At 65.5% G+C, this 22,209-nt stretch carries 23 protein-coding genes and 1 tRNA gene; 11 read left to right on the top strand and 13 right to left on the bottom strand.

From position 1 onward, the window contains the following. The first annotated feature begins 89 nt into the window (after positions 1 to 89). On the top strand, positions 90 to 845 hold the full coding sequence (locus K1X15_RS19705) for an N-acyl amino acid synthase FeeM domain-containing protein (protein WP_220305232.1): 756 nt from the start codon (positions 90 to 92) through the stop codon (positions 843 to 845). 6 nt (positions 846 to 851) lie between these two features. On the opposite strand, the gene K1X15_RS19700 is transcribed toward K1X15_RS19705, so the two are convergent. The 5 genes from K1X15_RS19700 to hemC form a co-directional block, all read right to left on the bottom strand. Further along, positions 852 to 927, bottom strand: a tRNA-Thr gene (locus K1X15_RS19700). A gap of 38 nt (positions 928 to 965) precedes the next feature. Further along, complete coding sequence (locus K1X15_RS19695) at positions 966 to 2,351, bottom strand: heme biosynthesis protein HemY (protein WP_220305231.1); 1,386 nt, start codon at positions 2,349 to 2,351, stop codon at positions 966 to 968. Continuing rightward, positions 2,348 to 3,559 (bottom strand): COG4223 family protein, encoded by a 1,212-nt coding sequence (locus K1X15_RS19690; RefSeq protein WP_220305230.1) that lies wholly within the window; start codon positions 3,557 to 3,559, stop codon positions 2,348 to 2,350. The genes K1X15_RS19695 and K1X15_RS19690 overlap by 4 nt, the downstream gene beginning before the upstream one ends. A 24-nt stretch (positions 3,560 to 3,583) precedes the next feature. Further along, the gene (locus tag K1X15_RS19685; protein WP_220305229.1) at positions 3,584 to 4,315 is read right to left on the bottom strand and encodes a uroporphyrinogen-III synthase; all 732 of its coding nucleotides are present in this window, start codon (positions 4,313 to 4,315) and stop codon (positions 3,584 to 3,586) included. Beyond that, a complete protein-coding gene (hemC, locus tag K1X15_RS19680) occupies positions 4,315 to 5,253 on the bottom strand; it encodes a hydroxymethylbilane synthase (RefSeq protein ID WP_220305228.1) in 939 nt (312 codons plus the stop codon). The genes K1X15_RS19685 and hemC overlap by 1 nt, the downstream gene beginning before the upstream one ends. A 76-nt stretch (positions 5,254 to 5,329) precedes the next feature. Between hemC and tsaD the strand changes: the two genes are divergently transcribed. From tsaD to K1X15_RS19655, 5 genes are all read left to right on the top strand, one after another. Continuing rightward, positions 5,330 to 6,388, top strand: a complete 1,059-nt coding sequence (gene tsaD, locus K1X15_RS19675; RefSeq protein WP_220307631.1) for a tRNA (adenosine(37)-N6)-threonylcarbamoyltransferase complex transferase subunit TsaD — start codon at positions 5,330 to 5,332, stop codon at positions 6,386 to 6,388. Then, the gene (locus K1X15_RS19670) at positions 6,378 to 7,364 is read left to right on the top strand and encodes an NAD(P)H-dependent glycerol-3-phosphate dehydrogenase (RefSeq protein WP_220305227.1); all 987 of its coding nucleotides are present in this window, start codon (positions 6,378 to 6,380) and stop codon (positions 7,362 to 7,364) included. The genes tsaD and K1X15_RS19670 overlap by 11 nt, the downstream gene beginning before the upstream one ends. Positions 7,365 to 7,367: 3 nt before the next feature. Continuing rightward, positions 7,368 to 7,661: a YciI family protein gene (locus K1X15_RS19665; protein WP_220305226.1), complete on the top strand. Its 294-nt coding sequence runs from the start codon at positions 7,368 to 7,370 to the stop codon at positions 7,659 to 7,661. A gap of 4 nt (positions 7,662 to 7,665) precedes the next feature. Further along, positions 7,666 to 8,100, top strand: a complete 435-nt coding sequence (locus tag K1X15_RS19660; RefSeq protein ID WP_220305225.1) for an EVE domain-containing protein — start codon at positions 7,666 to 7,668, stop codon at positions 8,098 to 8,100. Between the two features lie 72 nt (positions 8,101 to 8,172). Continuing rightward, positions 8,173 to 8,574, top strand: a complete 402-nt coding sequence (locus tag K1X15_RS19655) for a DUF1761 domain-containing protein (RefSeq protein ID WP_220305224.1) — start codon at positions 8,173 to 8,175, stop codon at positions 8,572 to 8,574. On the opposite strand, the gene K1X15_RS19650 is transcribed toward K1X15_RS19655, so the two are convergent. From K1X15_RS19650 to dapF, 4 genes are all read right to left on the bottom strand, one after another. Continuing rightward, positions 8,571 to 9,188 (bottom strand): septation protein A, encoded by a 618-nt coding sequence (locus K1X15_RS19650; protein WP_220305223.1) that lies wholly within the window; start codon positions 9,186 to 9,188, stop codon positions 8,571 to 8,573. The two genes, K1X15_RS19655 and K1X15_RS19650, sit on opposite strands and share 4 nt — an antisense overlap. Positions 9,189 to 9,397: 209 nt before the next feature. Beyond that, positions 9,398 to 10,606, bottom strand: coding sequence for a signal recognition particle-docking protein FtsY (gene ftsY / locus K1X15_RS19645; protein WP_220305222.1), 1,209 nt, complete (start codon positions 10,604 to 10,606; stop codon positions 9,398 to 9,400). A 16-nt stretch (positions 10,607 to 10,622) separates the two neighbouring features. Further along, positions 10,623 to 11,885 carry a tRNA (N(6)-L-threonylcarbamoyladenosine(37)-C(2))-methylthiotransferase MtaB gene (mtaB, locus tag K1X15_RS19640; protein ID WP_220305221.1) on the bottom strand — a complete coding sequence of 421 codons (1,263 nt, stop codon included), beginning with the start codon at positions 11,883 to 11,885 and terminating at the stop codon, positions 10,623 to 10,625. Then, the gene (gene dapF, locus K1X15_RS19635; protein WP_220307630.1) at positions 11,885 to 12,733 is read right to left on the bottom strand and encodes a diaminopimelate epimerase; all 849 of its coding nucleotides are present in this window, start codon (positions 12,731 to 12,733) and stop codon (positions 11,885 to 11,887) included. The genes mtaB and dapF overlap by 1 nt, the downstream gene beginning before the upstream one ends. A 288-nt stretch (positions 12,734 to 13,021) precedes the next feature. On the opposite strand from dapF, the gene K1X15_RS19630 reads away from it, so the two are divergent. The 3 genes from K1X15_RS19630 to K1X15_RS19620 all read left to right on the top strand — a co-directional run bounded on the left by K1X15_RS19630 (position 13,022) and on the right by K1X15_RS19620 (position 16,684). Continuing rightward, positions 13,022 to 13,981 (top strand): hypothetical protein, encoded by a 960-nt coding sequence (locus K1X15_RS19630; RefSeq protein WP_220305220.1) that lies wholly within the window; start codon positions 13,022 to 13,024, stop codon positions 13,979 to 13,981. Further along, a complete protein-coding gene (locus K1X15_RS19625) occupies positions 13,978 to 15,180 on the top strand; it encodes a GNAT family N-acetyltransferase (protein ID WP_220305219.1) in 1,203 nt (400 codons plus the stop codon). The genes K1X15_RS19630 and K1X15_RS19625 overlap by 4 nt, the downstream gene beginning before the upstream one ends. 70 nt (positions 15,181 to 15,250) lie before the next feature. Further along, positions 15,251 to 16,684 (top strand): methyl-accepting chemotaxis protein, encoded by a 1,434-nt coding sequence (locus K1X15_RS19620; protein WP_220305218.1) that lies wholly within the window; start codon positions 15,251 to 15,253, stop codon positions 16,682 to 16,684. Here the strand turns inward: K1X15_RS19620 and K1X15_RS19615 are convergent. Further along, entirely contained in the window at positions 16,681 to 17,238 is a 558-nt protein-coding gene (locus K1X15_RS19615; RefSeq protein ID WP_220305217.1) for a uridine kinase family protein, read from the bottom strand. The two genes, K1X15_RS19620 and K1X15_RS19615, sit on opposite strands and share 4 nt — an antisense overlap. A gap of 63 nt (positions 17,239 to 17,301) precedes the next feature. Then, complete coding sequence (locus K1X15_RS19610; RefSeq protein WP_220305216.1) at positions 17,302 to 17,631, bottom strand: hypothetical protein; 330 nt, start codon at positions 17,629 to 17,631, stop codon at positions 17,302 to 17,304. Between the two features lie 341 nt (positions 17,632 to 17,972). Here K1X15_RS19610 and ffh point away from each other — a divergent pair, with 341 nt between their 5' ends. Next, on the top strand, positions 17,973 to 19,556 hold the full coding sequence (gene ffh / locus K1X15_RS19605) for a signal recognition particle protein (protein ID WP_220305215.1): 1,584 nt from the start codon (positions 17,973 to 17,975) through the stop codon (positions 19,554 to 19,556). A 41-nt stretch (positions 19,557 to 19,597) separates the two neighbouring features. After that, positions 19,598 to 19,972 (top strand): 30S ribosomal protein S16, encoded by a 375-nt coding sequence (rpsP, locus tag K1X15_RS19600; protein WP_220305214.1) that lies wholly within the window; start codon positions 19,598 to 19,600, stop codon positions 19,970 to 19,972. A gap of 179 nt (positions 19,973 to 20,151) precedes the next feature. On the opposite strand, the gene leuB is transcribed toward rpsP, so the two are convergent. Together leuB and K1X15_RS19590 are read right to left on the bottom strand one after the other, a co-directional pair. Then, a complete protein-coding gene (gene leuB / locus K1X15_RS19595) occupies positions 20,152 to 21,252 on the bottom strand; it encodes a 3-isopropylmalate dehydrogenase (protein WP_220305213.1) in 1,101 nt (366 codons plus the stop codon). Positions 21,253 to 21,362: 110 nt separating this feature from the next. Beyond that, positions 21,363 to 21,983 (bottom strand): TetR/AcrR family transcriptional regulator, encoded by a 621-nt coding sequence (locus K1X15_RS19590; RefSeq protein WP_220305212.1) that lies wholly within the window; start codon positions 21,981 to 21,983, stop codon positions 21,363 to 21,365. Between the last annotated feature and the right edge of the window lie 226 nt (positions 21,984 to 22,209).

Genomic DNA, 22,209 nt, shown 5'->3' with positions numbered 1-22,209 from the left:
TGGCCGTTCCATCGTGATTTTTCCGTATGCGGATATCCCTAACAAAAGGTTAAGCTGCCTCCAGCCACCGGGGTAATGGGTATCTGTATATGAGTGCGGCAATGGATACGGCGGCGGGGACCCCCTCGCGATTTGCCACCAGTCTGATCGACCTTCTGGACCGCGTGCATTTTCGGCGCGTGTCCGTCGAGGACCAGTTCGATCCCGTCTACAGGCTGCGTTACGAGGCCTATCGGCGCGAAGACTTCATCCCGATCAATTCCCAGGGCATCACCCGCGACGCCTATGACGAGGCGGACAATTGCTACTGCTTTGGCGTCTATATCGACGACACGCTGGTGAGTTCCGTGCGGCTGCATATTGCGACGCCGGAGAACCCGACCTCGCCGAGCGCGGCGATCTGGCCCGATGTGCTGGGCGACATTCTGGCAAAGGGCGGCAGCTATATCGATCCCAGCCGCTTCACGGCCGATCACGAGGCCTCGCTGGCCTATCCGGCCTTGCCCTATCTCACCCTGCGGGCCGCGGTCATGGCCTGTGAGCACTTCAAGGCGACCTACTGCATTTCCTCGGTGCGCCCCGAACATGCCGCCTTCTATCGGCGCGTCTTCGGCTCAACGCAATTGGCGGGGATCGGATATTGGGGCGAGCTCTCCTTTCCGGTCTGCCTCTACGCCTCCTATATCCCGGTCATGTATCCACGGGTGATATCCCGCTACCCGTTCTTCGATTCGACGCCGGAAGAACGTGCGCAGTTCTTTGCCCCCGGTCGCCAGGCCATTCCGGCCATACGGCCAACGGCGCGCCTGGCCCAGCGGCTCGAACGGATCTCGGGATCTGTGTAGAGGAAGTGGTGCCGCAGAAGGGACTCGAACCCCCGACCCCATCATTACGAATGACGTGCTCTACCAACTGAGCTACTGCGGCGCCGACAGGGGCCTTGGCCCGCTCGGATGGCGGGTCTTTTACTGGGCGTTTTCGGTCGATGCAAGGGGCAAGGGCGGTTCGGCCGGCGGCAGGCCTGGCACAGCCTGCGCGGCGCTCGCCGCCAGGGGCGCAGGCCGGGCATTGCTGGCCACCGGCACCTTCCATTCAAAGGCGTCGAGCCGTCCAGTCACCGGGGAAACCGGTTCCCATTCGTCGCTGACAATGCCGTCGGCGGTCCAGGCGGGATCGCGCGGCGCGCGCACCGCACGGGCCAGCCATTCGCGCGCCTTGCCCTGGTCGCCGGTCTGGCCTTCCTCGATCTCGGCCATAAGGGTAGCGACGCCCTGGGTGGCTTCGGGGCCGGCAAAGGGCGCAAGTGCCTCTCGCGCACGGGGCCAGTCATAGGCATCGATGGCGGCGCGGGCCATGGCCATGGCGGCCGCCCGGTGCGGTGCGGGCAATTCGATGATCTCGCCCAGGCGCTTGAGACGGTCCACCGCCGAAGCACCGGGTTGGGAATGGGCGTAGAGCGCGGCGATGTCGGGATGGCCGGTGGCGCGCCAGATGCGCCGCAGCAGGCTCTGCGCCCGGCGGCTTTCGCCGCGATTGGCATAGATGCGAGCCGCGATCAGCGCGGCCGGCACGAAATCGGGCAGCAGCTTGAGAGCGGTCAGCGCGTGTTCCAGGGCATTGTTGGGCTGGCTGGTTTCGCTTTCCCGGGCCCTGGCGGTCTCGATCACCGCCTGGCGGCGGCGCTTGCGGGCCTTGTCTTCGCGGCTGGTGGCGGATTCGGCATTGACCATGGCCACTGCTTCCGCCCACTGGCCGCGCCGCGCCAGGTCGTCGAACACGGCCTGGCCGGCCCAGCCGGTTTCCGGCGCCAGCGTCAGCGTCTTGCGGGCAAAGGTGAGCGCGGCTTCGGGGCGGTTCTGGGCGCGGGCCTGGTCGTAAAGTCCGGTCAGGGCGGCCACGGCTGTCTTTTCGCTCGCGATCAGGGAGCGGTAGTGCTCGCGCGCTGCGGGCATGTCGCCAAGCGCCAGATCGGCTCGGGCTTCAAGGAGCCTCGCCGCGCCGTTGTCGGGCAGGCGGGCCTGGGCCTCGCGCGCCATGATACGGGCACGCGCCGGGTCGCCCGATTGCAGGGCGATGACTGCGTCGGACAATGCCTCGACGCCCTGTTCGCGCCGCCGTGTGGCGCGACGCCGCGCCATGGCTCCCGGCGCACCGATGATGCGACGGACAATGGCCCAGATCAGGATCACAACCGCCGCAGCGACCAGCAGAATGAGCACCGCCGTGCCGAGCCTGGGCTGCATGCGATAGCCGGCCAGCTCCAGGGTCAGGGTGCCGGGCAGGGCAATGATCCAGGCGGCGATGCCGGCAAGGACCAGGCTGCCGATAATCCAGGAGGCGAGTCTGATCATGCGCCGTTCTCCCCGGCCAGCAACTGGGTGCGCAATTGCCCAAGGAAGGTTTCGGCCGCGGCAAGGCTCTCGATGTCGGCGGCCACGCTGCCTGCGGCATTGCGCATGCTTTCCGGCAGGGCCTGCAATTCGGTCTGGGCGGCAGTGAAGTCGCGGCGGGCAACGGCGGCTTCCAGCCGGGCAATGGTGGCATCCGGCCCATCTCCTTCCACCGCCCCCGCCGGACGCATGGCGATCAGTCCGCGGAACCAGTCGGCCGTGGCGTCCTGCCAATTGGCGTCGGCATTGGCGGGGCGTCCCGCCAGCATGTCGGGCAGCGCGGCAACGAGCTGGCGCTCGACAGTGTCGGGGCGCGGCAGGCCGCCGGCGGCGCGACCGGCAATGGCTTCGGGCACGATGGTTTCGGGCAGGGCCTGGCGCAGGGCCGCCAGTTCGGTTTCGAATGGCCGGCCGGCCGCAAAGGCGCTTTCGAGGCTTGAAAAGATCAGCGGGAGACGCACAGTTGCGGCTTCCGTGCCAGCATTGTCATCGGCATCCTGGGACAGGGCGGCCAGCTGCTCCTGCGTTTGCGCCAATTGTGTATTGGCGCCCGCAATTTCGGCGCCGAGCCGTTCCAGTTCTGCCTTGAAACCCGTCAGCGCCTCGGCGTCGCTGGTGCCGGCCGGGGCCGCGGCCAGTTCATCCAGACGCGCCGAAAGGCTTTGCACCTGTTCGGCCAGGGCCGGATCGGTAGTCGGCACTGCGGCGGCCTCGGAGCGCACCTGCTCCAGAGAGCCGACCCGGCTGGTCAGGGTCGAGAGTTCGTCCTGGACCGTATTGGTGACCGTTTCCAGTTCGGGGATGGCCGTGGCAAACTGGGCCAGGCGCGGGTCCGCCTGCGGCGCGACCTGTGGCGGCTGCGGCCAGAGGCCGAACCAGGCCAGGCCATAGGCCGCGCCAAGGCCCAGAACGCCGCCGACCAGCCCGGCCAGCCAGGGATTGCTGCCCCTGCCATCTGTGGTCCCTTCAGTGCGCGGTTTTGGGGTCGGAGCACTCGCGGGTTTGTCTGCCGTGCCAGGCGCTGCCTTGCCGGGGCTCGCCGAATCACCGGGCTTGCCGTTGCCGGACGGCCGGGCGGTGCCCTCCAGCACGGGTGGCTTGACCGGGCCGGACTTGCCTGCCGGTTTGGGATCGGTCGATGGAGTTTCCTTGCCGGTGGTGTCAGCCATGGGCCTTCCTTTGCATTGTTCCGATCATGACCCAGTTTGCTCGCGCGCAAAAGCCAGGGCCAGGGCCAGCATCGCGTCCTCGCTCGGGTGATCGGCCAGCAGCACGCGGCTGAAATGGTGCGCGAGCAGGGGCGCAGCGACATTTTCCGACAGGCAGAGAAATGGAAGCTTGCGTCGATCCGCCGGCGCGATGAGGTCGCTTGCCAGATCGCAGAAAATTTCCGCGGTGCGCCTGGAATAGCACAGCACAGCGCCGAACCGGCCTGATGCGAGGTCGCTGGCAATGTCCTTGTCGAGATCGGAACGGGCGACCATCTCGTAGACCGGCACCGTCACCACCATCAGGCCGCGCGGTGCCAGGGCATGGGCCAGGTCGCCGCTCAGATGCCGGCCCGCCGGGTAGAAGACCGGGCCGTCGGGCCGTGCAAGGGCGATGGCGGTGGCCAGGGAGTCCAGTGTCCCGTCAGCTGCGGTGACGTCGGCAAATCCGAGCTGCCGTGCCTCATGCGCCGTGCGGTCCCCCACGGCGAAGACCGGCTTGTCGCGCAGCGGATCAAGCGAGACCATGTCCGAAAGGGCGCGCAGCGCATTGGTGCTGCTCAGCGCCACGGCCGCGAAGCCCTCGGGCGGTGGCAGGTGGGCGTCGAGGGTCTGGCGGGTCATCAGTGGTGCGATGTCCGCCTCGATCTCAAGCGCGGCCAGCCGCTCCTGGGTGGCCTGCGCATCCGGTTCGGGCCGCGTGACCAGCATGCGCATCAGCGGTTCCACCGATCGAGGAAATCCGCGCCGGCCTGCGCCAGGAGGTCGCGCCCCACCGCCTCGCCCAGCGCCAGCGGATCGCTGCCCCTGGCCTCGGCACGGTAGCTGGTCTGTCCGTCCATGCTGAGAATTTCGCCCTTGAGGGTGAGAAGGCCATCATCGAGGCCGCTCAGTGCCCCTACCGGGGTACGGCAGGAGCCGTCGAGCACGGCCAGCATGGCCCGTTCAGTGGCAATGGCGGCGTGGGTCGGGGTGTGGTCAAGCGGCGCGACGATTTCGGCCAATCGGGTGTCGCCGTCACGGATGGCAATGCCGATGGCCCCCTGGGCCGGGGCCGGCATGAATTGCTCGGGATCGAGAATGGCGGTGGCGCGATGCCCTTCCTCAAGCCTGTTGAGGCCGGCCAGGGCCAGCAGGGTGGCGTCGGCGACGCCATCGAGAAGTTTCTGCAGCCGCGTATGCACATTGCCGCGAAAGGGCACGATGCGAAGATCGGGCCGGAGGCGCAGGGCCTGTGCAGCGCGGCGAATGGACGAGGTGCCGAAGCGGGCGCCCTCGGGCAGATTGTCGATGCCCTTCACCGATACCGAGATGAAAGCGTCGCGCACATCCTCGCGTTCGAGAAAGGCGGCCAGGCGGATGCCGGCCGGCAGGCCAGTGGCGACATCCTTGGATGAATGAACGCCCAGATCGATGCGACCAGACAGCAATGCCTCGTCGATCTCCTTGGTGAACACGCCCTTGCCACCGATATCGGAAAGTGTGGTGTTCTCGGCCTGGCTACGGTCGCCGCCGGTGGAAAACACCTCGATCTCAATGCGATCCTCGGCCACGCCATGCGCCTCGGCCAGGAGGCTGCGCACCAGTTTCGCCTGGGCGAGGGCCAAGGGGCTGCCACGCGTTCCGATCCGGGCGAAGGGGAGGGATGATTGCATCGACTATGGGTCCTATAGTAGGCGATAGGCTCTGTTGGGAGTAGACCAGTTCATCGTGACCGGGCAAGCGCAAGCCATCATTCTGGGTATCGAAACCAGCTGCGACGAAACCGCCGCGGCAGTGGTGGTACGGGATCAATCTGGTCGTGGGACGATTCGTTCCAATGTGGTGCGCTCCCAGCTCGATGAACATGCCGCTTTTGGCGGCGTGGTGCCGGAACTGGCGGCGCGCGCCCATGTCGAATGGCTCGATCACATCATTGCCCAGGCCGTCGATGAAGCCGGGATCGCGCTGGCCGATGTCGATGCCATCGCGGCCACGGCCGGTCCGGGGCTGATCGGCGGGGTGCTGGTGGGGCTGACCACGGCCAAGGCGCTGGCGGCCTCGCTGGACAAGACGCTGATCGCGGTCAACCATCTCGAGGGCCATGCTCTCACGGCCCGGCTGACCAATGGCGTGCAATTCCCCTATCTGATGCTGCTGGTCTCGGGCGGGCACAGCCAGTTCGTGCTGGTGCGCGGGGTGGGGCATTACGAGCGCTGGGGCGGCACGATCGACGATGCGCTGGGCGAGGCCTTCGACAAGGTGGCCAAGCTGCTTTCGCTCGGGCATCCGGGTGGTCCCGCGGTGGAGCAGACGGCCAAGTCGGGCGACCCGAGACGCTTCAAGTTTCCCCGGCCGCTTCTGCGTGAACAGCGGCTCGATTTCTCCTTTTCCGGGCTCAAGACGGCAGTGCGGCTGCAGGCCGAGGCACTGGCGCCGCTGACCGACCAGGACGTGGCCGATATCGCCGCCAGTTTCCAGGCGGCCGTCACCGAAATCGTCGCGACCCGCTCGCGCCAGGCGCTGGCGCGGTTCAGGGCCGAACTGCCTGATGCCGCTCCGCAACTGGTGGTGGCTGGCGGGGTGGCGGCCAACCGGGCCATTGCCGAGGCGCTCAAAGCGGCGACCGACGAAATGGGCGCGACCCTGGTGGTGCCGCCGATTGCCCTTTGCACCGACAATGGGGCCATGGTCGCCTGGGCCGGTGCGGAGAGGCTGGCGCTGGGCGCGGACGACCGGCTGGACGTGGCGGCGCGACCCCGCTGGCCCCTCGACACACCCGATATGAGGATCGCCGAAGATGCGACTTGAGACGGTAGCGGTGATCGGCGGCGGGGCCTGGGGCACGGCGCTGGCCCAGGCGGCCGCCATGGCCGGGCGGCAGGTGACGCTGGTGGTGCGCACGCAGGAACAGGCCGAGGCGATCAATGCGACGCGGATCAATGCAGCCGCGCTGCCGGGGCAGGCGCTGCTGCCCAATGTAAGGGCCGTGCCGGCGCTTGATGCGGCCGATATCGTGATCCTGGCGGTGCCAGCGCAATCGACGCGGACGCTGCTTTCGGGGCTGGAACCGGCGCTGCTGGCAGACCGGCCGGTGGTGCTCTCGGCCAAGGGGCTCGAAACCGGCACGCTGGCGCGGCAGAGCGAGGTGCTGGCCGACATGGCGCCCGATGCCATGCCCTTCGTGCTCTCGGGCCCGAGCTTTGCGGTCGATGTGGCTTCGGGACGCCCGACAGCGGTGACCCTGGCCGGCGACGATGCCAGCGATACGTCCGATCTCGCCGCCGCGCTGGCCGGGCCGAGCTTCCGGCCCTATGCGGCCGATGACCGGATCGGGGTGGAAATCGCCGGGGCGCTGAAGAATGTCTATGCGCTGGCCTGTGGCGCGGTGGAAGGGGCCGATCTCGGCGCCTCGGCCCGGGCGGCGCTGATCGCGCGGGGCTATGCGGAAATGGCCCGCATGGTGACGGCCATGGGCGGTTCGGCGCATACGCTGACCGGGCTGGCCGGGCTGGGTGATCTCACCTTGACCTGCACGTCGGTGCAATCGCGCAACTACCAGTTCGGCATGGCGCTCGGCGCTGGCCGCAGCACGGCCGATATCCTGGCCTCGGGCGCCAAGCTGGCCGAAGGTGTGGCTACGGCACCGGTCGCCGCCGCGCTGGCCCGAAGCCTGGGGGTCGAGGCGCCACTCATCGATGCCGTCGATGCCGTCGTCGCCGGCAAGGCCAATATTGCCACAATAGTGGCGGGACTGATGTCCCGCCCGCTCAAAAGGGAAGCCTGATCCATGCTCTATGCCATGATCGCCAAGGATGCGCCGGGGGCGCTGCAGAAGCGTCTCGACACCCGTCCGGTGCATCTGGAGCACCTCAATTCGCTGGGCAAGAAGCTCGTCTTTGCCGGCGCCCTGCTCAATGCCGAGGAGCAGCCGGAAGGCTCGATCGTGGTGTTCGAGGCCGAGAGCCTGGACGAGGCCGAAAAGCTCGCCGCTGCCGATCCCTTCGTGCCGGCCGGGGTCTTTGCCAGTTATGAGGTGAAGCGCTGGCGCATCGCCATCAACAATTCGGGCGCGGAGCTCTGACACGATGGCCTATTGGCTGATGAAGAGCGAGCCAGACGTCTTCTCCTTCGATGACCTCGTCGTCAAGACCGCCCGAGGCGAGGCCGAGGAATGGCACGGTGTGCGCAATTATGCGGCACGCAACAATATGCGGGAGATGAAGGTGGGCGACGAGGCCTTCTTCTACCACTCCAATATCGGCAAGGAGATCGTGGGCATCATGAAGATCGTGGCGCCCGCCCATCCCGACAGCACCGGCGAGCTCAATGCCAAGGGCGAAGTGGTGTGGGACTGCGTCGACGTGCAATCGGTCAAGGCGCTCCCGCGCCCGGTGACCCTGGCCGAGATCAAGGCGACGCCGGAACTGGCCGAGATCGAGCTGATCAAGCTCTCGCGCCTCTCGGTCTCCAAGGTCCGTGAAACGGAGTGGCGGCTGCTCTGCACGATGGGCGGCCTGTAGACCCTCCGTCTGTTCGAACGGCGCAAATCGGCCTAGATTCCTCGGCGCAATCACTTGCGAGGGGGAATTGAAATGAACTTTGTTGCCGTCAACTGGCTGGCCATCGTGCTGGCCACCGTGGCCAGCTTCGCCTTTGGCGCCGTCTGGTATATGGGGCTGTCAAAGCAGTGGCTCGATGCCGTAGGCAAGACCAAGGAGCAGCTCGGCGTAGGCTATACGCCCTTCATCTGGTCGGCCGTGGTCGAACTGGTCATGGCCTATGTCCTGGCCCTGATCACGCCCTTGCTGATGGGCGGTATCTCGATCGGCGCCGCCATCCAGGTCGCGGTGCTGATGTGGGTCGGCTTCGTGATCACCACGCTGATCATGAACCACCGCTATGAAGGCATGAAGTGGTCGCTGACCATCATCGACGGCCTGCACATCCTGGGCGTTCTCGTCATCCAGGGCGTGGTGATCGGGATCTTCGGCTAGCTTTCGACCGTCACCGGCGGGGCCGTCTTGGGTTCCGCCGGCGGCGCATATTTGTTGAGCAGCGGCAGCTGCGTCATCGAGAAGGCCACGGTTAGCGGCATGATGCCCCAGACCTTGAAGGCCACCCAGAAATCGGTCGAAAAGCTGCGCCAGACGATCTCGTTGAGCACGGCGAGCACGACGAAGAACAAGCCCCAGTTGAGCGTCAGCCGCCACCAGCCCTCGGGCCTGAGCTTGTAGACGTCCCCGAACACATATTTCAGCAGCGATTGCCCGAACAGCAGCCCGCCGAGCAGCACCGCAGCAAACAGGGTGTTGGTGATGGTGGGCTTGACCTTGATGAAGGTGTCGTCCTGCAACCAGAGCGTCAGCCCGCCAAAGACCAGCACCACGACGCCGGTGACCAGCGGCATCACCGCGATCTTTTTGAGAATCAGCCAACTCAGCAGCAGCGAGAGCACCATGGCCCCCATGAACCAGGCGGTGGCGACGAAGATGTCGGCGCGGCCATTCATGATGAAGAAGACGACCAGCGGGCCCAGCTCGAGCGCCAGCTTGATGGCCTGTGGCTTCATCTCGTCCCAATTGAGTTCGGGTTCGGCTTTTTCGGTCATGCGTGCTTCCATAGCGTTGCAGCCAATGTGATGGCAGCTTTGCTCCGATGCAAGCGCTTAGCGGACAAGAGTGGTCAGAATTGGGCCTGGCTCCCTTGGCCTTCTCGCTTCAAACCTGTCCGCCGAAGCGGTTTGTCCCGCCTCCCCGCCATTCGTGCATAGCTCTCATGGCCTTCTCGGCTCAAATCTCCCCGCCGGGGAGATTTGCGCTAGCGGGACGCCTCGAAGCCGGCAATGGCCTTGGCAAAATCACTCGCCTCAAACGGCTCCAGATCGGCAACGCCCTCGCCGACGCCGATGAAATGCACCGGCAGGCCGAATTTCTGGGCGATGGCGACGAGGATGCCGCCCCTTGCGGTGCCGTCGAGCTTGGTCATGACGAGGCCGGTAACGCCGGCGCGCTGGCCGAAGATTTCCACCTGCTTGAGCGCATTCTGGCCGGTGGTGGCGTCGAGGGTGAGCAAGGTGGCGTGCGGCGCCTCGGGCTCAACCTTCTTGATCACGCGGATGACCTTTTCGAGCTCGTTCATCAGCTCGTCGCGGTTCTGCAGGCGCCCGGCGGTGTCGATGATCAGGACATCGCGGCCCTCGGCCTTTGCCTGGGTGACGGCGTCGAAGGCAAGACCCGAGGCATCGGCGCCCGCGGGTTTGGCGATGACCGGCGCTCCGGTGCGCTGGCCCCAGACCTGCAATTGCTCGATGGCGGCGGCGCGGAACGTGTCGCCGGCAGCCAGCATGACCGACTTGCCCTCGGCGGTGAGTTTCTGCGCCAGCTTGCCGATGGTGGTGGTCTTGCCCGAGCCGTTGACGCCGATCATGAGGATGACGAAGGGGCGCTTGCCCGCATCGATTGCCAGCGGCGTCGCGACCGGGGCGAGCACTTTTTCGACTTCGGCGGCGAGGACGGCGCGCACATCCTCATCGGTCACGTCCTTGTCGAAGCGGTCGCGCCTCAGCGTTTCGGTGATGGCCATGGCCGTGTCCACGCCCAGATCGGCCTGGATGAGCACGTCCTCGAGCTCGTCGAGCATGGCCGCATCGAGCTTGCGCTTGGTGAAGACCGAGGTGATGGAGCTGGCCAGATTGTCCGAGGAGCGCTTGAGGCCCGAGGCCAGGCGCCCGAACCAGCCCATGCGTGGCGGTTCCGGTTCAGCCACGGCCTGCGGCGCGGCGGCCAGCTGGTCCTCGATCTCCTCGATATAATCGGGCGTGGTCTCGGGCGGGCCGGGCGGGGGCGGATGATCGGGCTCAGCCGGCGGGGCAGGCGGCTCCGGTTGGGGCTCCGGCGCGGGCTCGGGCACGTCGGGGATGGCATCGGGAGTGACCGGGGTCTCCGGAACAGTCTCCTCCGGGGCGGGAGCTGGCGCGGGCTGGGTGCCAAACAGGCGCTGGAAGAAGCCGGGTTTCTTTTCGGTCATCCGATGTCCTTAAAAATCACGCCGCGGCGCGCAGGGCTTCGCCCATGAGCCCATCTTCGCTCAATCCGGCAATGCGCACGGCGAGCAGTTCGCCGGCTTCCGCCCCTGCAACGCGCACGGGGATGAATTGTTCGGTGCGACCGAGCCCGGTGCGTTCGACCAGCACGCTTTCCGTCCTGCCCAGGCGCGTGGCGCAGAGGGCGGCGAACTGCTTTTCGCCCGCTTCGCGCAGCAGCGTGGCGCGCTGCCGGGCAATGGCCTTGCCCACCTGCGGCATGCGGGCGGCCGGCGTGCCGGGGCGCGGCGAATAGGGGAAGGCGTGGATATAGGTGAGGCCGGCCTCGGCAATGAAGCGCAGGGAGTTTTCAAACATCGCGTCGGTTTCGGTGGGAAAGCCGGCAATGATATCGGCGCCAAAGACCATGTCGGGCCGCAGGCTGCGCAGCTTGTCCACCACGGCCAGCGCGTCGTCACGCAGATGCCGGCGCCTCATGCGCTTGAGGATGAGGTCATCTCCGGACTGCAGCGAGAGATGCAGATGCGGCATCAGCCTTGTGTCGGTGACGGCTTCGTAGAGCGCCGGGTCGGCCTCGATGCTGTCGATCGAGGAAATGCGCAGGCGCGGCAGGTCGGGCACGTGGCGGAGGATGGATTGGGTCAGCTTGCCCAGGGTCGGGCTGCCGGGCAGGTCGGGCCCATAGGAGGTGATGTCGACGCCGGTGAGAACCACTTCGCGGTAGCCATTGGCCACGAGCTTTTTCACCTGCTCGACCACCAGCCCCATGGGCACCGAGCGCGACGGGCCGCGGCCGAAGGGGATGATGCAGAAGGTGCAGCGGTGGTCGCAGCCATTCTGTACCTGCACGAAGGCGCGAGTGCGCCCGTCCATGCCCTCGATGAGGTGCCCGGCGGTTTCGCGCACGCTCATGATGTCGTTGACCTGCACCTTGTCATTGAGCGGCGTGCCGAAGACCATGGGCTTGTAGCTCTCGGCCTTGAGCTTGTCGGCATTGCCGATCACGAGGTCGACCTCGTCCATGTCGCCAAAGGACCGCGCCTCGGTCTGGGCGGCGCAGCCGGTAACGATGATGCGGGCCTCGGGGTTGTCGCGGCGGGCCTTGCGCACGGCCTGCTTGGCCTGGCGCACGGCCTCGGCGGTCACCGCGCAGGTATTGATGATGATGGCATTGTCGAGCCCGGCCTTTTCGGCCTCGGCCTTCATCACCTCGCCCTCATAGGCATTGAGGCGACACCCGAATGTCAGCGTTTCAATCGCCATCAGGCGGCCTCGCTGCGCGTCCAGGCGCCGGTGGCTGGATCGAGGCGGCCGCGCCATTCGAACTCGGCCGGGCCGGTGAGGGTCACGTGATCGTCAGGCAGCCATTCCACCACGAGGTCCCCGCCCGGCACGGTCACGGTGGCCTTGCGGGCGGTGCGCCGGGTGCGGGCGCCATTGACCAGGGCCGCGCAGGCGGCGGTGCCACAGGCTTCGGTCAGGCCGGCGCCGCGCTCCCAGGTCCTCAGGATGATGCGGTCCGGCGTCAGCACCTGGGCGATGGAAATATTGGCGCGCTCGGGAAACAGGGGATGGTTTTCGAGCAGCGGCCCGAAGCGGTCCAGCGCATAGGACCAGACGTCGTCCTTGACCCAGAAGGTGGCGTGCGGATTGCCCATGGAGGCGACGGACGGGGAATGCAGCACGGGCGCATCGATCGGCCCGATCTGCAGCTCGACCTGGCGGGTATCGGCGAATTCCTCGTTGAGGGGAATGTCGTACCAGGCGAATTTCGGCGTGCCCATGTCGACGGTGATCAGGCCCGTATCGGCCTCTTCGCCGAAGAGAATGCCGGCCACGGTCTCAAAGGTGAAGCGCTGCCGGCCCTGTTCGGCCGAAAGCGCCTGGACGACGCAGCGCATGCCATTGCCGCAGGCCTGGGCGCGGGAGCCGTCGGAATTGATGATCTCGATATAATTGGCGGTGTCGGGGGTCTTGGGATCATGGATGGCCATGATCTGGTCGAACCGGGTCTCGGGGCGCGCATTGATGGCGATGGCGGCCTCGGGCGTGACGCGGGCCGTGGTGCCGCGCAGATCGGCCACGATGATCTGGTTGCCCAGCCCGTTCATCTTCAAAAAAGGGACGTCGCTCACGCCGGTCTTCCACGCTCTGTTCGCCCCTGGGGGCGTGTCTGTGCCCTATATGGCGGAACTGGCGCGCAAATGCCAGTCCGGCGCGGGGCATGGCCCGGATGCGACCCGAGCAGGCGCGGGCGGGCAATATACAATTTTCTTTTCATCTTAACCACTTGGCTTGGTTACGCTCTTAACCAGAGTGGCAGCTTTGGCGTGCATGTCGCGCGCATTGGACTAGTCTGGGAAGCGAAGAGTTGTCGCCGCCGTGTCCGGAGTCCGTCCATGAACATGCCGCTCATTTCCGACCAGATCATCACCGACTGGCAGCCGCATTACCCGCAGGTGTGGGGCAGCCAGGCGCTGCGCCTGCAGCATAGCCTCGCCAATTCGCCGCTGTTTACCGATGCGGCGCTGGCCGAATTGATCGAGAACAGCCCGCGCAATGCCTATCACGTCAACTATTCGCAGAAGACGCCGGGCAATCCGCCCAAGCGACGCGAAGGCGAGATCAAGGGCCTGTCGGGCGCCGAAGTGATCGAGACCGTCAAGCAGGGCAATATCTGGGTCAATCTGGTGGCGCCCGCCAGGACCAATCCGGCCTATGGCGAATTGCTCGACAGCCTCTATGCGGAGTTCGAGGACCGCGTCCCGGGCTTCAAAAGCTACAAGCGCAACCTGACCATCCTTATTTCCTCGCCCAATGTCTCGGTGAAATACCATTCGGATGTTCCCGGGCAGAGCCTGTGGCAGGTGCGTGGCACCAAGAAGGTCTATGTCTATCCCGCGCAGGCCCCGTTCATTTCCCAGCCCGCGCTGGAGAAGTTGATCCTGGGGCAATTGCGCGAGACGGACATGCCGTTCGAACCCTGGTTCGACGATTTCGCCCAGGTCTATGACCTGGAAGCGGGGCAGATGCTGCACTGGCCGCTCAACGGGCCGCATCGCGTGGTCAATCACGGCATGCTCAATGTCAGCTTCACCACCGAGCACTGGACTGACGAATTGCGCAAGCATTATGCGGTCAACTATGCCAATGGCGTGCTGCGCAAATCGCTGGGAATGAAAAAGCTCGGCCAGCAGGTGACCGGCCTTTCCTATATCGCCAAGCTCGGCATTGCCGGGGCGGTGAAATTCTCGCCGCTCAATCCGCAGAAGAAGAAGGTCTACACCGTCGATTTCCAGGTCGATCCGGCGGCCCCCGAAGGGGTGCGCGACGTGGCGGCGCATAGTTTCGAAAAATGAGCATTGCCGGTGTCATTGCCGGGGACGGGGATCGTCGGGCCAGGGGCGCGGCGGCGGAGAGCTATGGCCTGCGCGGTTCGGTCGTGCGCAGCCGCGAGGAGCTCGATGCCATCGCCCATCGCTGGCAGGGCCTCGAGCGGTTCAGCAGCGGCGCCAATCTCTTCCAGAGCCTGGGCTGGGCACAGGCCGTGTTCGATTTCGAGGCGGCGCGGGGCAACACGGAATTCGACCCGGTCATCGCCACCATTGAGGACGGGCAGCGGCTGGTCGGCATCCTGCCGCTCGAGCGGGTCAGCACCGGGGCACGGACCCTGCTGGTGCCGCTGGGCCATGCCTTTGCGCAGATTGCCGATGTGCTGATCGATGCCGATACCGACCCGGTGGCGGCGGTCACCCGCCTGTTGCGCATCGCCATTGCCAGGGCCCCGAGCGACGGGGTGAGCCTGCTCAAGGTGCGCGACGGCTCGGCGCTGGCGCTGGGCATGCCCAGGACCCACATGCTGACCGGCGAGGAACAGGGCGCTCCCTATGTGGGGCTGGATGGTTTTGCCGATTTCCAGGCCTATTTCTCCACGGTGCGGGCCAAGACGCGCAAGAACATGCGCAATGCGCGCAACCGGCTGGAGCGTGAAGGCAAGGTCGCGCACCGGGTTGTGGTCCGGCCTTCCGAGCAGTTGGCGCTGATCGAACGGACGCTGGGTGGGCGGGCCGACCGGCTCAAGGAGCAGGGGCTAACCTCGCGCGCCTTTCGTGACGGCGACTTCACCGCGTTCTGCAAGAGCCTGGTGGCGCGCAGCGACATGTCCATCCTCGCCTTCTCGCTGACCCATGACGGGCGGCCCCTGGCCGAACAGTGGGGTTTCGTGCATGGCGGGCGCTACCACGCCTATGTGGCCAGCCGCGATTTTTCCCATTCCGATGAAAGCCCGGGCAAGCTGCACCTGGCCGAAATCCTGGCCGCCTGTGCCGAGCGCGGCCTCAAGGGCTGTGACCTTGGAGTGCCGGCCATGCCCTATAAACTCACTTTCGCCACCGAAACGGTGCCGGTGCGTGACTATGCCCTGCCGGTTACGCCCCGGGGCTGGGTCATGGTCCGGCTCTGGGACATGGGGATGCGCCCGGCCCTCAAGCGGCTGGTGCTGGCCATGCCGGCCGGATTGCGCGCCCGGTTGATGAAGCTGGGCGGCCACGGCCACTAAATAGCCAGGGTTAAACATTTCTTACCAAATCGCTCCGTACTGTCCCTTTAGCTGACAGTTGGAGGGGACCATGCCAGCCAGTGCATCTGCGCGGGCCGTTGCGCCTGCGGGAGAGGGCCCGCGCCTGGGCGATATTGGCGATCGGGCCGGACGGCTCGGCGTCGAGATAGCCGATGTCGCCGGGTTGATCGGCGATCTGTCCGGCATCAGCCAGAACCAGGCGCTACAGGCCGAGGCGGCCCGCCGGTCTGCCCAGGAGATGGGTGCGGCGACATCCCGCCTGGCCCAGTCCATGGGGACGACGCGCGAGGCGGCGGCGGATGCGCGCCGCGTGCTCGACCAGAGCGCCGCCCAGATTTCCGATGTGGTGACGCGGGCGGCCGAAACCATGACGGTGCTGTCGGAAAGCGCGCTAGGCTTCCGTTCACGGCTCGATACGGTGTCCGACACCGTCAGGGGCGTGGAGAAGGCCAGCATGGCCATCGCCCAGATCGCCCGCGAAACCAAGCTTCTGGCCCTCAACGCCTCGGTCGAGGCGGCACGGGCCGGCGATGCCGGGCGGGGCTTTGCCATCATCGCCAATGCCGTCAAGGGTCTTGCCGACCAGATCCAGGAATTCTCGGGGCAGACCGTGGCGCATCTGGGCGAGTTGACCGAGGCGCTGGGCGGGCTCAGGCACCAGGCCGAAGACAATGCCGAGGCCGCGCAGCAGGGCATGACCGATTCCCGCGCGGCCGGCGAGGCGACTGCCACGCTCGAGGAACTGGTCGATTCGGTGGGGCGGCTGGTGACCGATATCGACACCATGGCCCAGCCGGTGGAACAGTCCATTGTCGGCTTCGAGGCCATGCAGGGCGAATTGTCGGCCCTGGCGGACGGCGTCGCCGATGGCCGGCGGCATCTCGAAAAGGCCGAGGCCCGCACCCAGACCATTCTGGGGATTTCGGAAGACTTCATGCTGTTCCTGGTCGAGGCCGGGGCGGAGACGGCCGATGCGCCGTTCATCGACCTGGCCCGGGCCAAGGCCGATGAGATTTCCGAACTGTTCGAGGCGGCGGTGGCCCGCGGCGAAATCGGCGTGGGTGAGCTGTTCGACGAAAACTACCGCGACGTGCCCGGCAGCAATCCCAAGCAGGTGACCACCCGGTTCACCGCTTTTACCGACAAGGTGCTGCCACCGGTGCAGGAGCCGGTCCTCGCCTTCGACGCGCGCATCGCCTTCTGCGCCGCAGTCGATCGCAATGGCTACCTGCCGACCCATAACAAGATCTACTCCCAGCCACAGGGCGACGACCCTGTCTGGAATGCCGCCAATTGCCGGAACCGCCGCATCTTCAACGATCGCACGGGCCTCTCGGCCGGGCGTTCGACCAAGCCCTTCCTGCTCCAGACCTATCGCCGCGACATGGGCGGCGGCCAGTTTGCGCTGATGAAGGACTGCTCGGCGCCGATCATGGTCAATGGGCGGCACTGGGGCGGGGTGCGGCTGGCGTTCAAGGTTTAGGCGCCGCGACCGGCAACGATCCGATCGGCGCGATCCTGGGGGCGCGTGATCATGTAGTGCTCGGCACTGGGCAGGAAATAATACCGCCACTCTGTCGCCCACTGGCCTTTGCCACGCGCCAATGCGGCATCAAGCGTTGAAGCAGCATCGCTTTCGATCCATAGGCGCAGGTCGTAGAGTGGGGCCAGCGCCGGATCGAGGGCGGATACGCCTTCGATGATGACGGGACGATCCTGCGCGTCGATTGTGTGAGGTGCGGCCAGTTGGCCACTTGCCCAGTCATAGGGCTGAAATTGACAAAGGCGATTGGTCGCCAGTTCGGCAGCTGCAGCAATGAAAGCGGCGTGGCGGAAATAGGGAAAGGGATAGGCTGGTAGGAGCGGACGCGGCCAAAGATCCTCGGGGATGACAAAGTCATCGAGAAAGAGGCAGACCGCGCCCAATTCACTGGCGAGCCGTTCAGCCAAAGTGGACTTGCCGGATGCCGGCAGGCCATCAATGGCGATGGTGCGTTTGCCGCCGGCTTGTTCGATGGCCTCCGCCATGCTGATCATCTGTGCTCCTCCGCATTGGCCTTGGTAAATCAGCATGGACTTGAAGTCATCCGCGCTTGCGCCTCAGTTGCCCGGCGGACCGGCGCGGTATTTGTCCATCACCGCATCGAGCCGAGCATTGGTGATGTCGGGATTGATCGCCTGCAGGCAGGGCAGAAGAACTGCCTTGTTGTCGCGTTCGCGCTGGCCGTCGAGCTCGGCTGACATGCGGGCCGGCGTGACGCCGGCAAAGCAGGTGGCAAATTGCAGCGGTGTCACGCCCAGTTCGCCGGCAACGGCCTCAACGGGCCGGTTGGGATCGTTGAGAACGGCTTCTGGCGTCGAGACGGCAAGGGCGGGGCTGGCAACGGCCAGAAGGGGCAAGACCAGAACGGTCGTTGGAATGCGGGGCATCGTGTTTCCTCCTCATGGAATGGGAAGAGGGTGGCAGCGGCACCGGGCCGGAACAAGTTAGGGTTTGGTCATGGTCTTGCCCGCTCCGTCACGGAACGGAAAGATTGCCGTAAGCCGGGGGCCAAGCTTGCCAGCTTTCCTTGACTCCCCCCGCACTTTCCCCTAAAGCCACCCCGTTCATCAGGCTTTTGCTCCTGACCAGCCGACCGGGACCCCTCGTGGTATAAACCGATCCCGGAGGCCAACATCCGCCAGCGCGTTGCGCCCGCGGGTGGGTTTTGCATTTGGCCTTTTGGACCCTATCTCTTGCGGGATTGGCCCGCGAGCGAAAAGGAACAGCGATGTTTGAGAGCTTAAGCGACCGGCTTGGCAAGATTTTCGATGGACTTCGCGGACGCGGCGCGCTCAACGCTGCCGATGTCGATGCGGCCATGCGCGAAATCCGCCGGGCGCTGATCGAGGCCGACGTTTCGCTCGAAGTCGTCCGCGCCTTTGTCGAGCAGGTGCGCGAGCGCGCCGTCGGCGCCGAGGTGACCCGTTCGGTGACGCCGGGCCAGCAGGTGGTCAAGATCGTCAATGACGAGCTGGTCCAGGTGCTGGGCTCCGATGCCGTCACCCTCGATCTCAATGCGCCGGCGCCGGTGACGTTCCTGATGGTGGGCCTGCAGGGTTCGGGCAAGACCACCACCACCGCCAAGATCGCCAAGCGCCTCAAAGATCGCCAGAAGAAGAAGGTGCTGCTGGCTTCGCTGGATACGCGCCGCCCGGCCGCCATGGAGCAGTTGCGCGTCCTGGGCGAACAGGTCGGCGTTGATACGCTGCCCATCGTTACCACCGAAACCCCGGTCGAGATTGCCCGCCGCGCCGAGCGCGAAGGCCGTCTGGGCGGTTATGACGTCCTCATCCTCGATACGGCCGGCCGCACCCATATCGATGAAGAGCTGATGGCCGAGACGGTCTCCATCAAGGAGATCGCCAAGCCGCATGAAATTCTCCTGGTCGTCGATGCATTGACCGGCCAGGACGCCATCAATGTGGCCCGTTCGTTCGATACGCGCCTCGATGTCACCGGCATCGTCATGACCCGTGTCGATGGCGATGGGCGCGGCGGTGCGGCGCTTTCCATGCGCGCGGCCACCGGCAAGCCGATCAAGCTGATCGGTGTCGGCGAAAAGATGGATGCGCTGGAGGATTTCCATCCCTCGCGTATTGCCGACCGCATCCTGGGCATGGGCGACATCGTCAGCCTCGTCGAAAAGGCCGCCGAGCATGTGTCGGCCGAAGACGCCCAGAAGATGGCGAAGAAGCTCAAGAAGGGTTCTTTCGACTTCGAGGATCTGCGCAGCCAATTGCAGCAGATGAAGAAGATGGGCGGCATGGGCGGATTGATGGGCCTGTTGCCCGGCGCCGGCCAGCTCAAGAAGGCCATGGCGGGCGCCAATATCGACGAGAAGGTCTTCGACCGGCAGATCGCCATCATCAATTCCATGACCAGGAAGGAGCGGGCCAATCCGGACCTGCTCAATGCCAGCCGCCGCAAGCGCATTGCCGCCGGTGCAGGCGTGGAAGTCTCTGAGATCAACAAGCTCGCCAAGCAGCACCGCCAGATGGCGGACATGATGAAGAAGGTCTCCAAGGGCGGCATGGGCTCGCTGGCCGGCATGTTCGGCGGCAAGATGGGCGGGATGATGGGTGGCATGCCCGATCTCTCCAAGATGGATCCCAAGCAGCTCGAAGCCATGGCCCGCCAGGCCGGTGTCGACCCCGAACAATTGAAGGGCCTGCCCTCCGCAGACCTTCCGGCGCAGAAGGCGTTGCCCAGCGACGTCAATGCGCTTCTCAAATCCTCCGGAGGTCCGGCTCTGCCCGGGCTTGGCGGAGCGCCCCGTTTCCCCGGCCTGCCCGGCCTGGGCAAGAAGAAATAACCCTCAATATCAAACCGACATAACTGAACAGGACTGACAAAATGGCTCTCAAGATCCGCCTCGCCCGCGCCGGCACCAAGAAGCGCCCCTTCTACCACATCGTCATTGCCGACGCCCGTTCGCCGCGCGATGGCCGCTTCATCGAGAAGCTGGGCACCTTCAACCCGCTGCTGGCCAAGGACGCCGAGAACCGTGTCGTGCTCGACGCCGAGCGCGCCAAGCACTGGCTGTCGCATGGCGCCCAGCCGACCGACCGCGTGCTGCGCTTCCTCGACGCTGCCGGCCTGGCCAAGCGCGAAGCCCGCAACAACCCGAACAAGGGCGTGCCCGGCGACAAGGCCAAGGAACGCGCTGAAGAAAAGGCCGCCAAGGCCGCCGCTGCTGCCGCTCCCGCCGAGGAAGCTTCGGCCGAGTAATTCCGGCCCTTGCCTGAATGAGAAAAGCCCCGGTGGAGACACCGGGGCTTTTTTGTTTGTGCGAAGCATCCCAAGTCACTCGATGTCATCCCGGCGAAAGCCGGGATCCATCCTGAGATCTCAAGATGGGCCCCGGCCCAAGGCCGGGGTGACAGCCGGTGATTAGCGGAGATCAGCGCTTACTTCTTCAGCTTCGCCAAAATCGCGGCGCCCATTTCTTCCGTCCCAACCGTCTTGCAGTTGTCCTGGGCGATGTCGCCGGTGCGCAGCCCGTCGTCGAGCACGGCGGCGATGGCGTTTTCGACCTGGCTTGCCAGTTCGATCATGTTGAACGAATAGCGCAGAGCCATGGCGAAGCTGGCAATCATGGCGATGGGGTTGGCAATGCCCTTGCCGGCAATGTCGGGGGCCGAACCGTGGACGGGCTCGTAGAAGGCCTTGCGTTTGCCGGTGACCGGATCGGGCGCGCCGAGCGAAGCGGAGGGCAGCATGCCGAGCGAGCCGGTCAGCATGGCGGCGACGTCGGAGAGGATGTCACCAAAGAGGTTATCGGTGACCATGACGTCGAACTGCTTGGGCGTGCGCACCAGCTGCATGGCGGCATTGTCGGCCAGGATGTGGTGCAGCTCGACATCGGCATAGTCCTTGGCAACATTGCGCACGACCTCGTCCCAGAGCACGCCAGACTTCATGACGTTTTTCTTGTCGGCCGAATGCACCTTGCCGCCGCGGGTGCGGGCGAGGTCGAAGGCGACGCGGGCAATGCGGTCGATTTCGTAGGTCTCGTAGACCTGGGTGTCCACGGCGCGCTTCTGACCATTGCCGAGGTCGGTGATGGTCTTGGGTTCGCCGAAATAGACGCCGCCGGTCAGCTCGCGCACGATGAGGATATCGAGGCCTTCCACCAGCTCCTTCTTGAGCGAAGAGGCCGAGGCCAGAGCGGGGTAGCAGATGGCGGGGCGCAGATTGGCGAACACCGCCAATTCCTTGCGCAAGCGCAGCAGCGCGGCTTCCGGCCGGTGCTCGTAGGGCGCATTGTCCCACTTGGGGCCACCCACGGCACCGAAGATCACCGCATCGGCGGCCTTGGCCTTGGCGACGTCCTCGTCGGTGATGGCCACGCCATGCTTGTCATAGGCAGCGCCACCGGCCAGGCCTGAATCGGTCGAAAAGTCCGTCAGGCCCTCGGCATTGGTCCAGGCAATGAGCTTTTCCACCTCGACCATGATCTCGGTGCCGATGCCGTCGCCGGGCAGAAGGAAAAGGGAATGGGTGGCCATGATGGGGAAACTCCTCGCCGTACTGGTGGGTACACCTTGGGCGCGCACATAGCGGGAAAACGCCGCCGAGCGCAAGCACGCCATGGCCGGAATCGTCCAGTCTGGGCGCCTCAGCGCTGGAACAGCAACTTGATATAGGAGCGAAAGAGCAGCACCTGCTGGGGCAGGATGCCGGGATCGTCGAGCGCCTTGCTCATGATGATGCCGCCATCGACGATGCAGCTCATCATGCCGGCGAGCTGGTCGAGATCGACCGGCTCGGCTGGTGGATAGGCCGCGGCGATGGCTTCTATGCGCTCGCGGAAGAAGGTGTTCCATTTGCGCACCGATTCCGCGGTGAGCTGGCGCACGGTGTGGTCGAACAGGCGCTCCTGGTAGCAGACGCTGGCAATCAGGCAGCCGGGGTGGCCATTGGGCAGGTCGGCCATGGTCTCGGCGAGGAGCTTGAGCCCGATCAGGAAACCCTGCAGCGGGTCGTCGGACAGTTCGGCGCCGCGACCGAACAATTGCTCGAACAAATCATCATTGGCCGCCACATAGCGCTGCAGCATTTCGTGGGCGAGGGCGTTCTTGTCGCCAAAATGGTAGAAGAAGCCGGATTTGGTGATGCCGGCCTCGGCGATCACCTCCTCGATGGACGTGGCGGCAAAGCCCTTGGTCAGCACCGCGGCCTCGGCGATGGCCAGAAGCCGCTCGCGCGTTTCCTGTCCCTTGGTGGCCTTTCTGAACATGCCCGCCCCCTTTTCGCTGTACCGCCGGTACAGTTTTGCCCCGAACCGTCCGGGAAAAAAGCTCTCTGCCCCACAATATGGGTCGCCAAGCCATTGATTTACAAAAGAAAACAAGACGGCCGCCAAGTGGACCACGAGTCCGCTAGATGGACGCCGTCATGCCGGGGCATCACTTGGGCCACGGGCGGGACGATGTAACCCCGCTCCAACAGCCAAAGCAAGTGAT

The organism is Devosia salina (assembly GCF_019504385.1).
GTDB lineage: Bacteria > Pseudomonadota > Alphaproteobacteria > Rhizobiales > Devosiaceae > Devosia > Devosia salina.
This window is presented reverse-complemented; position numbering and strand designations above follow the sequence as displayed.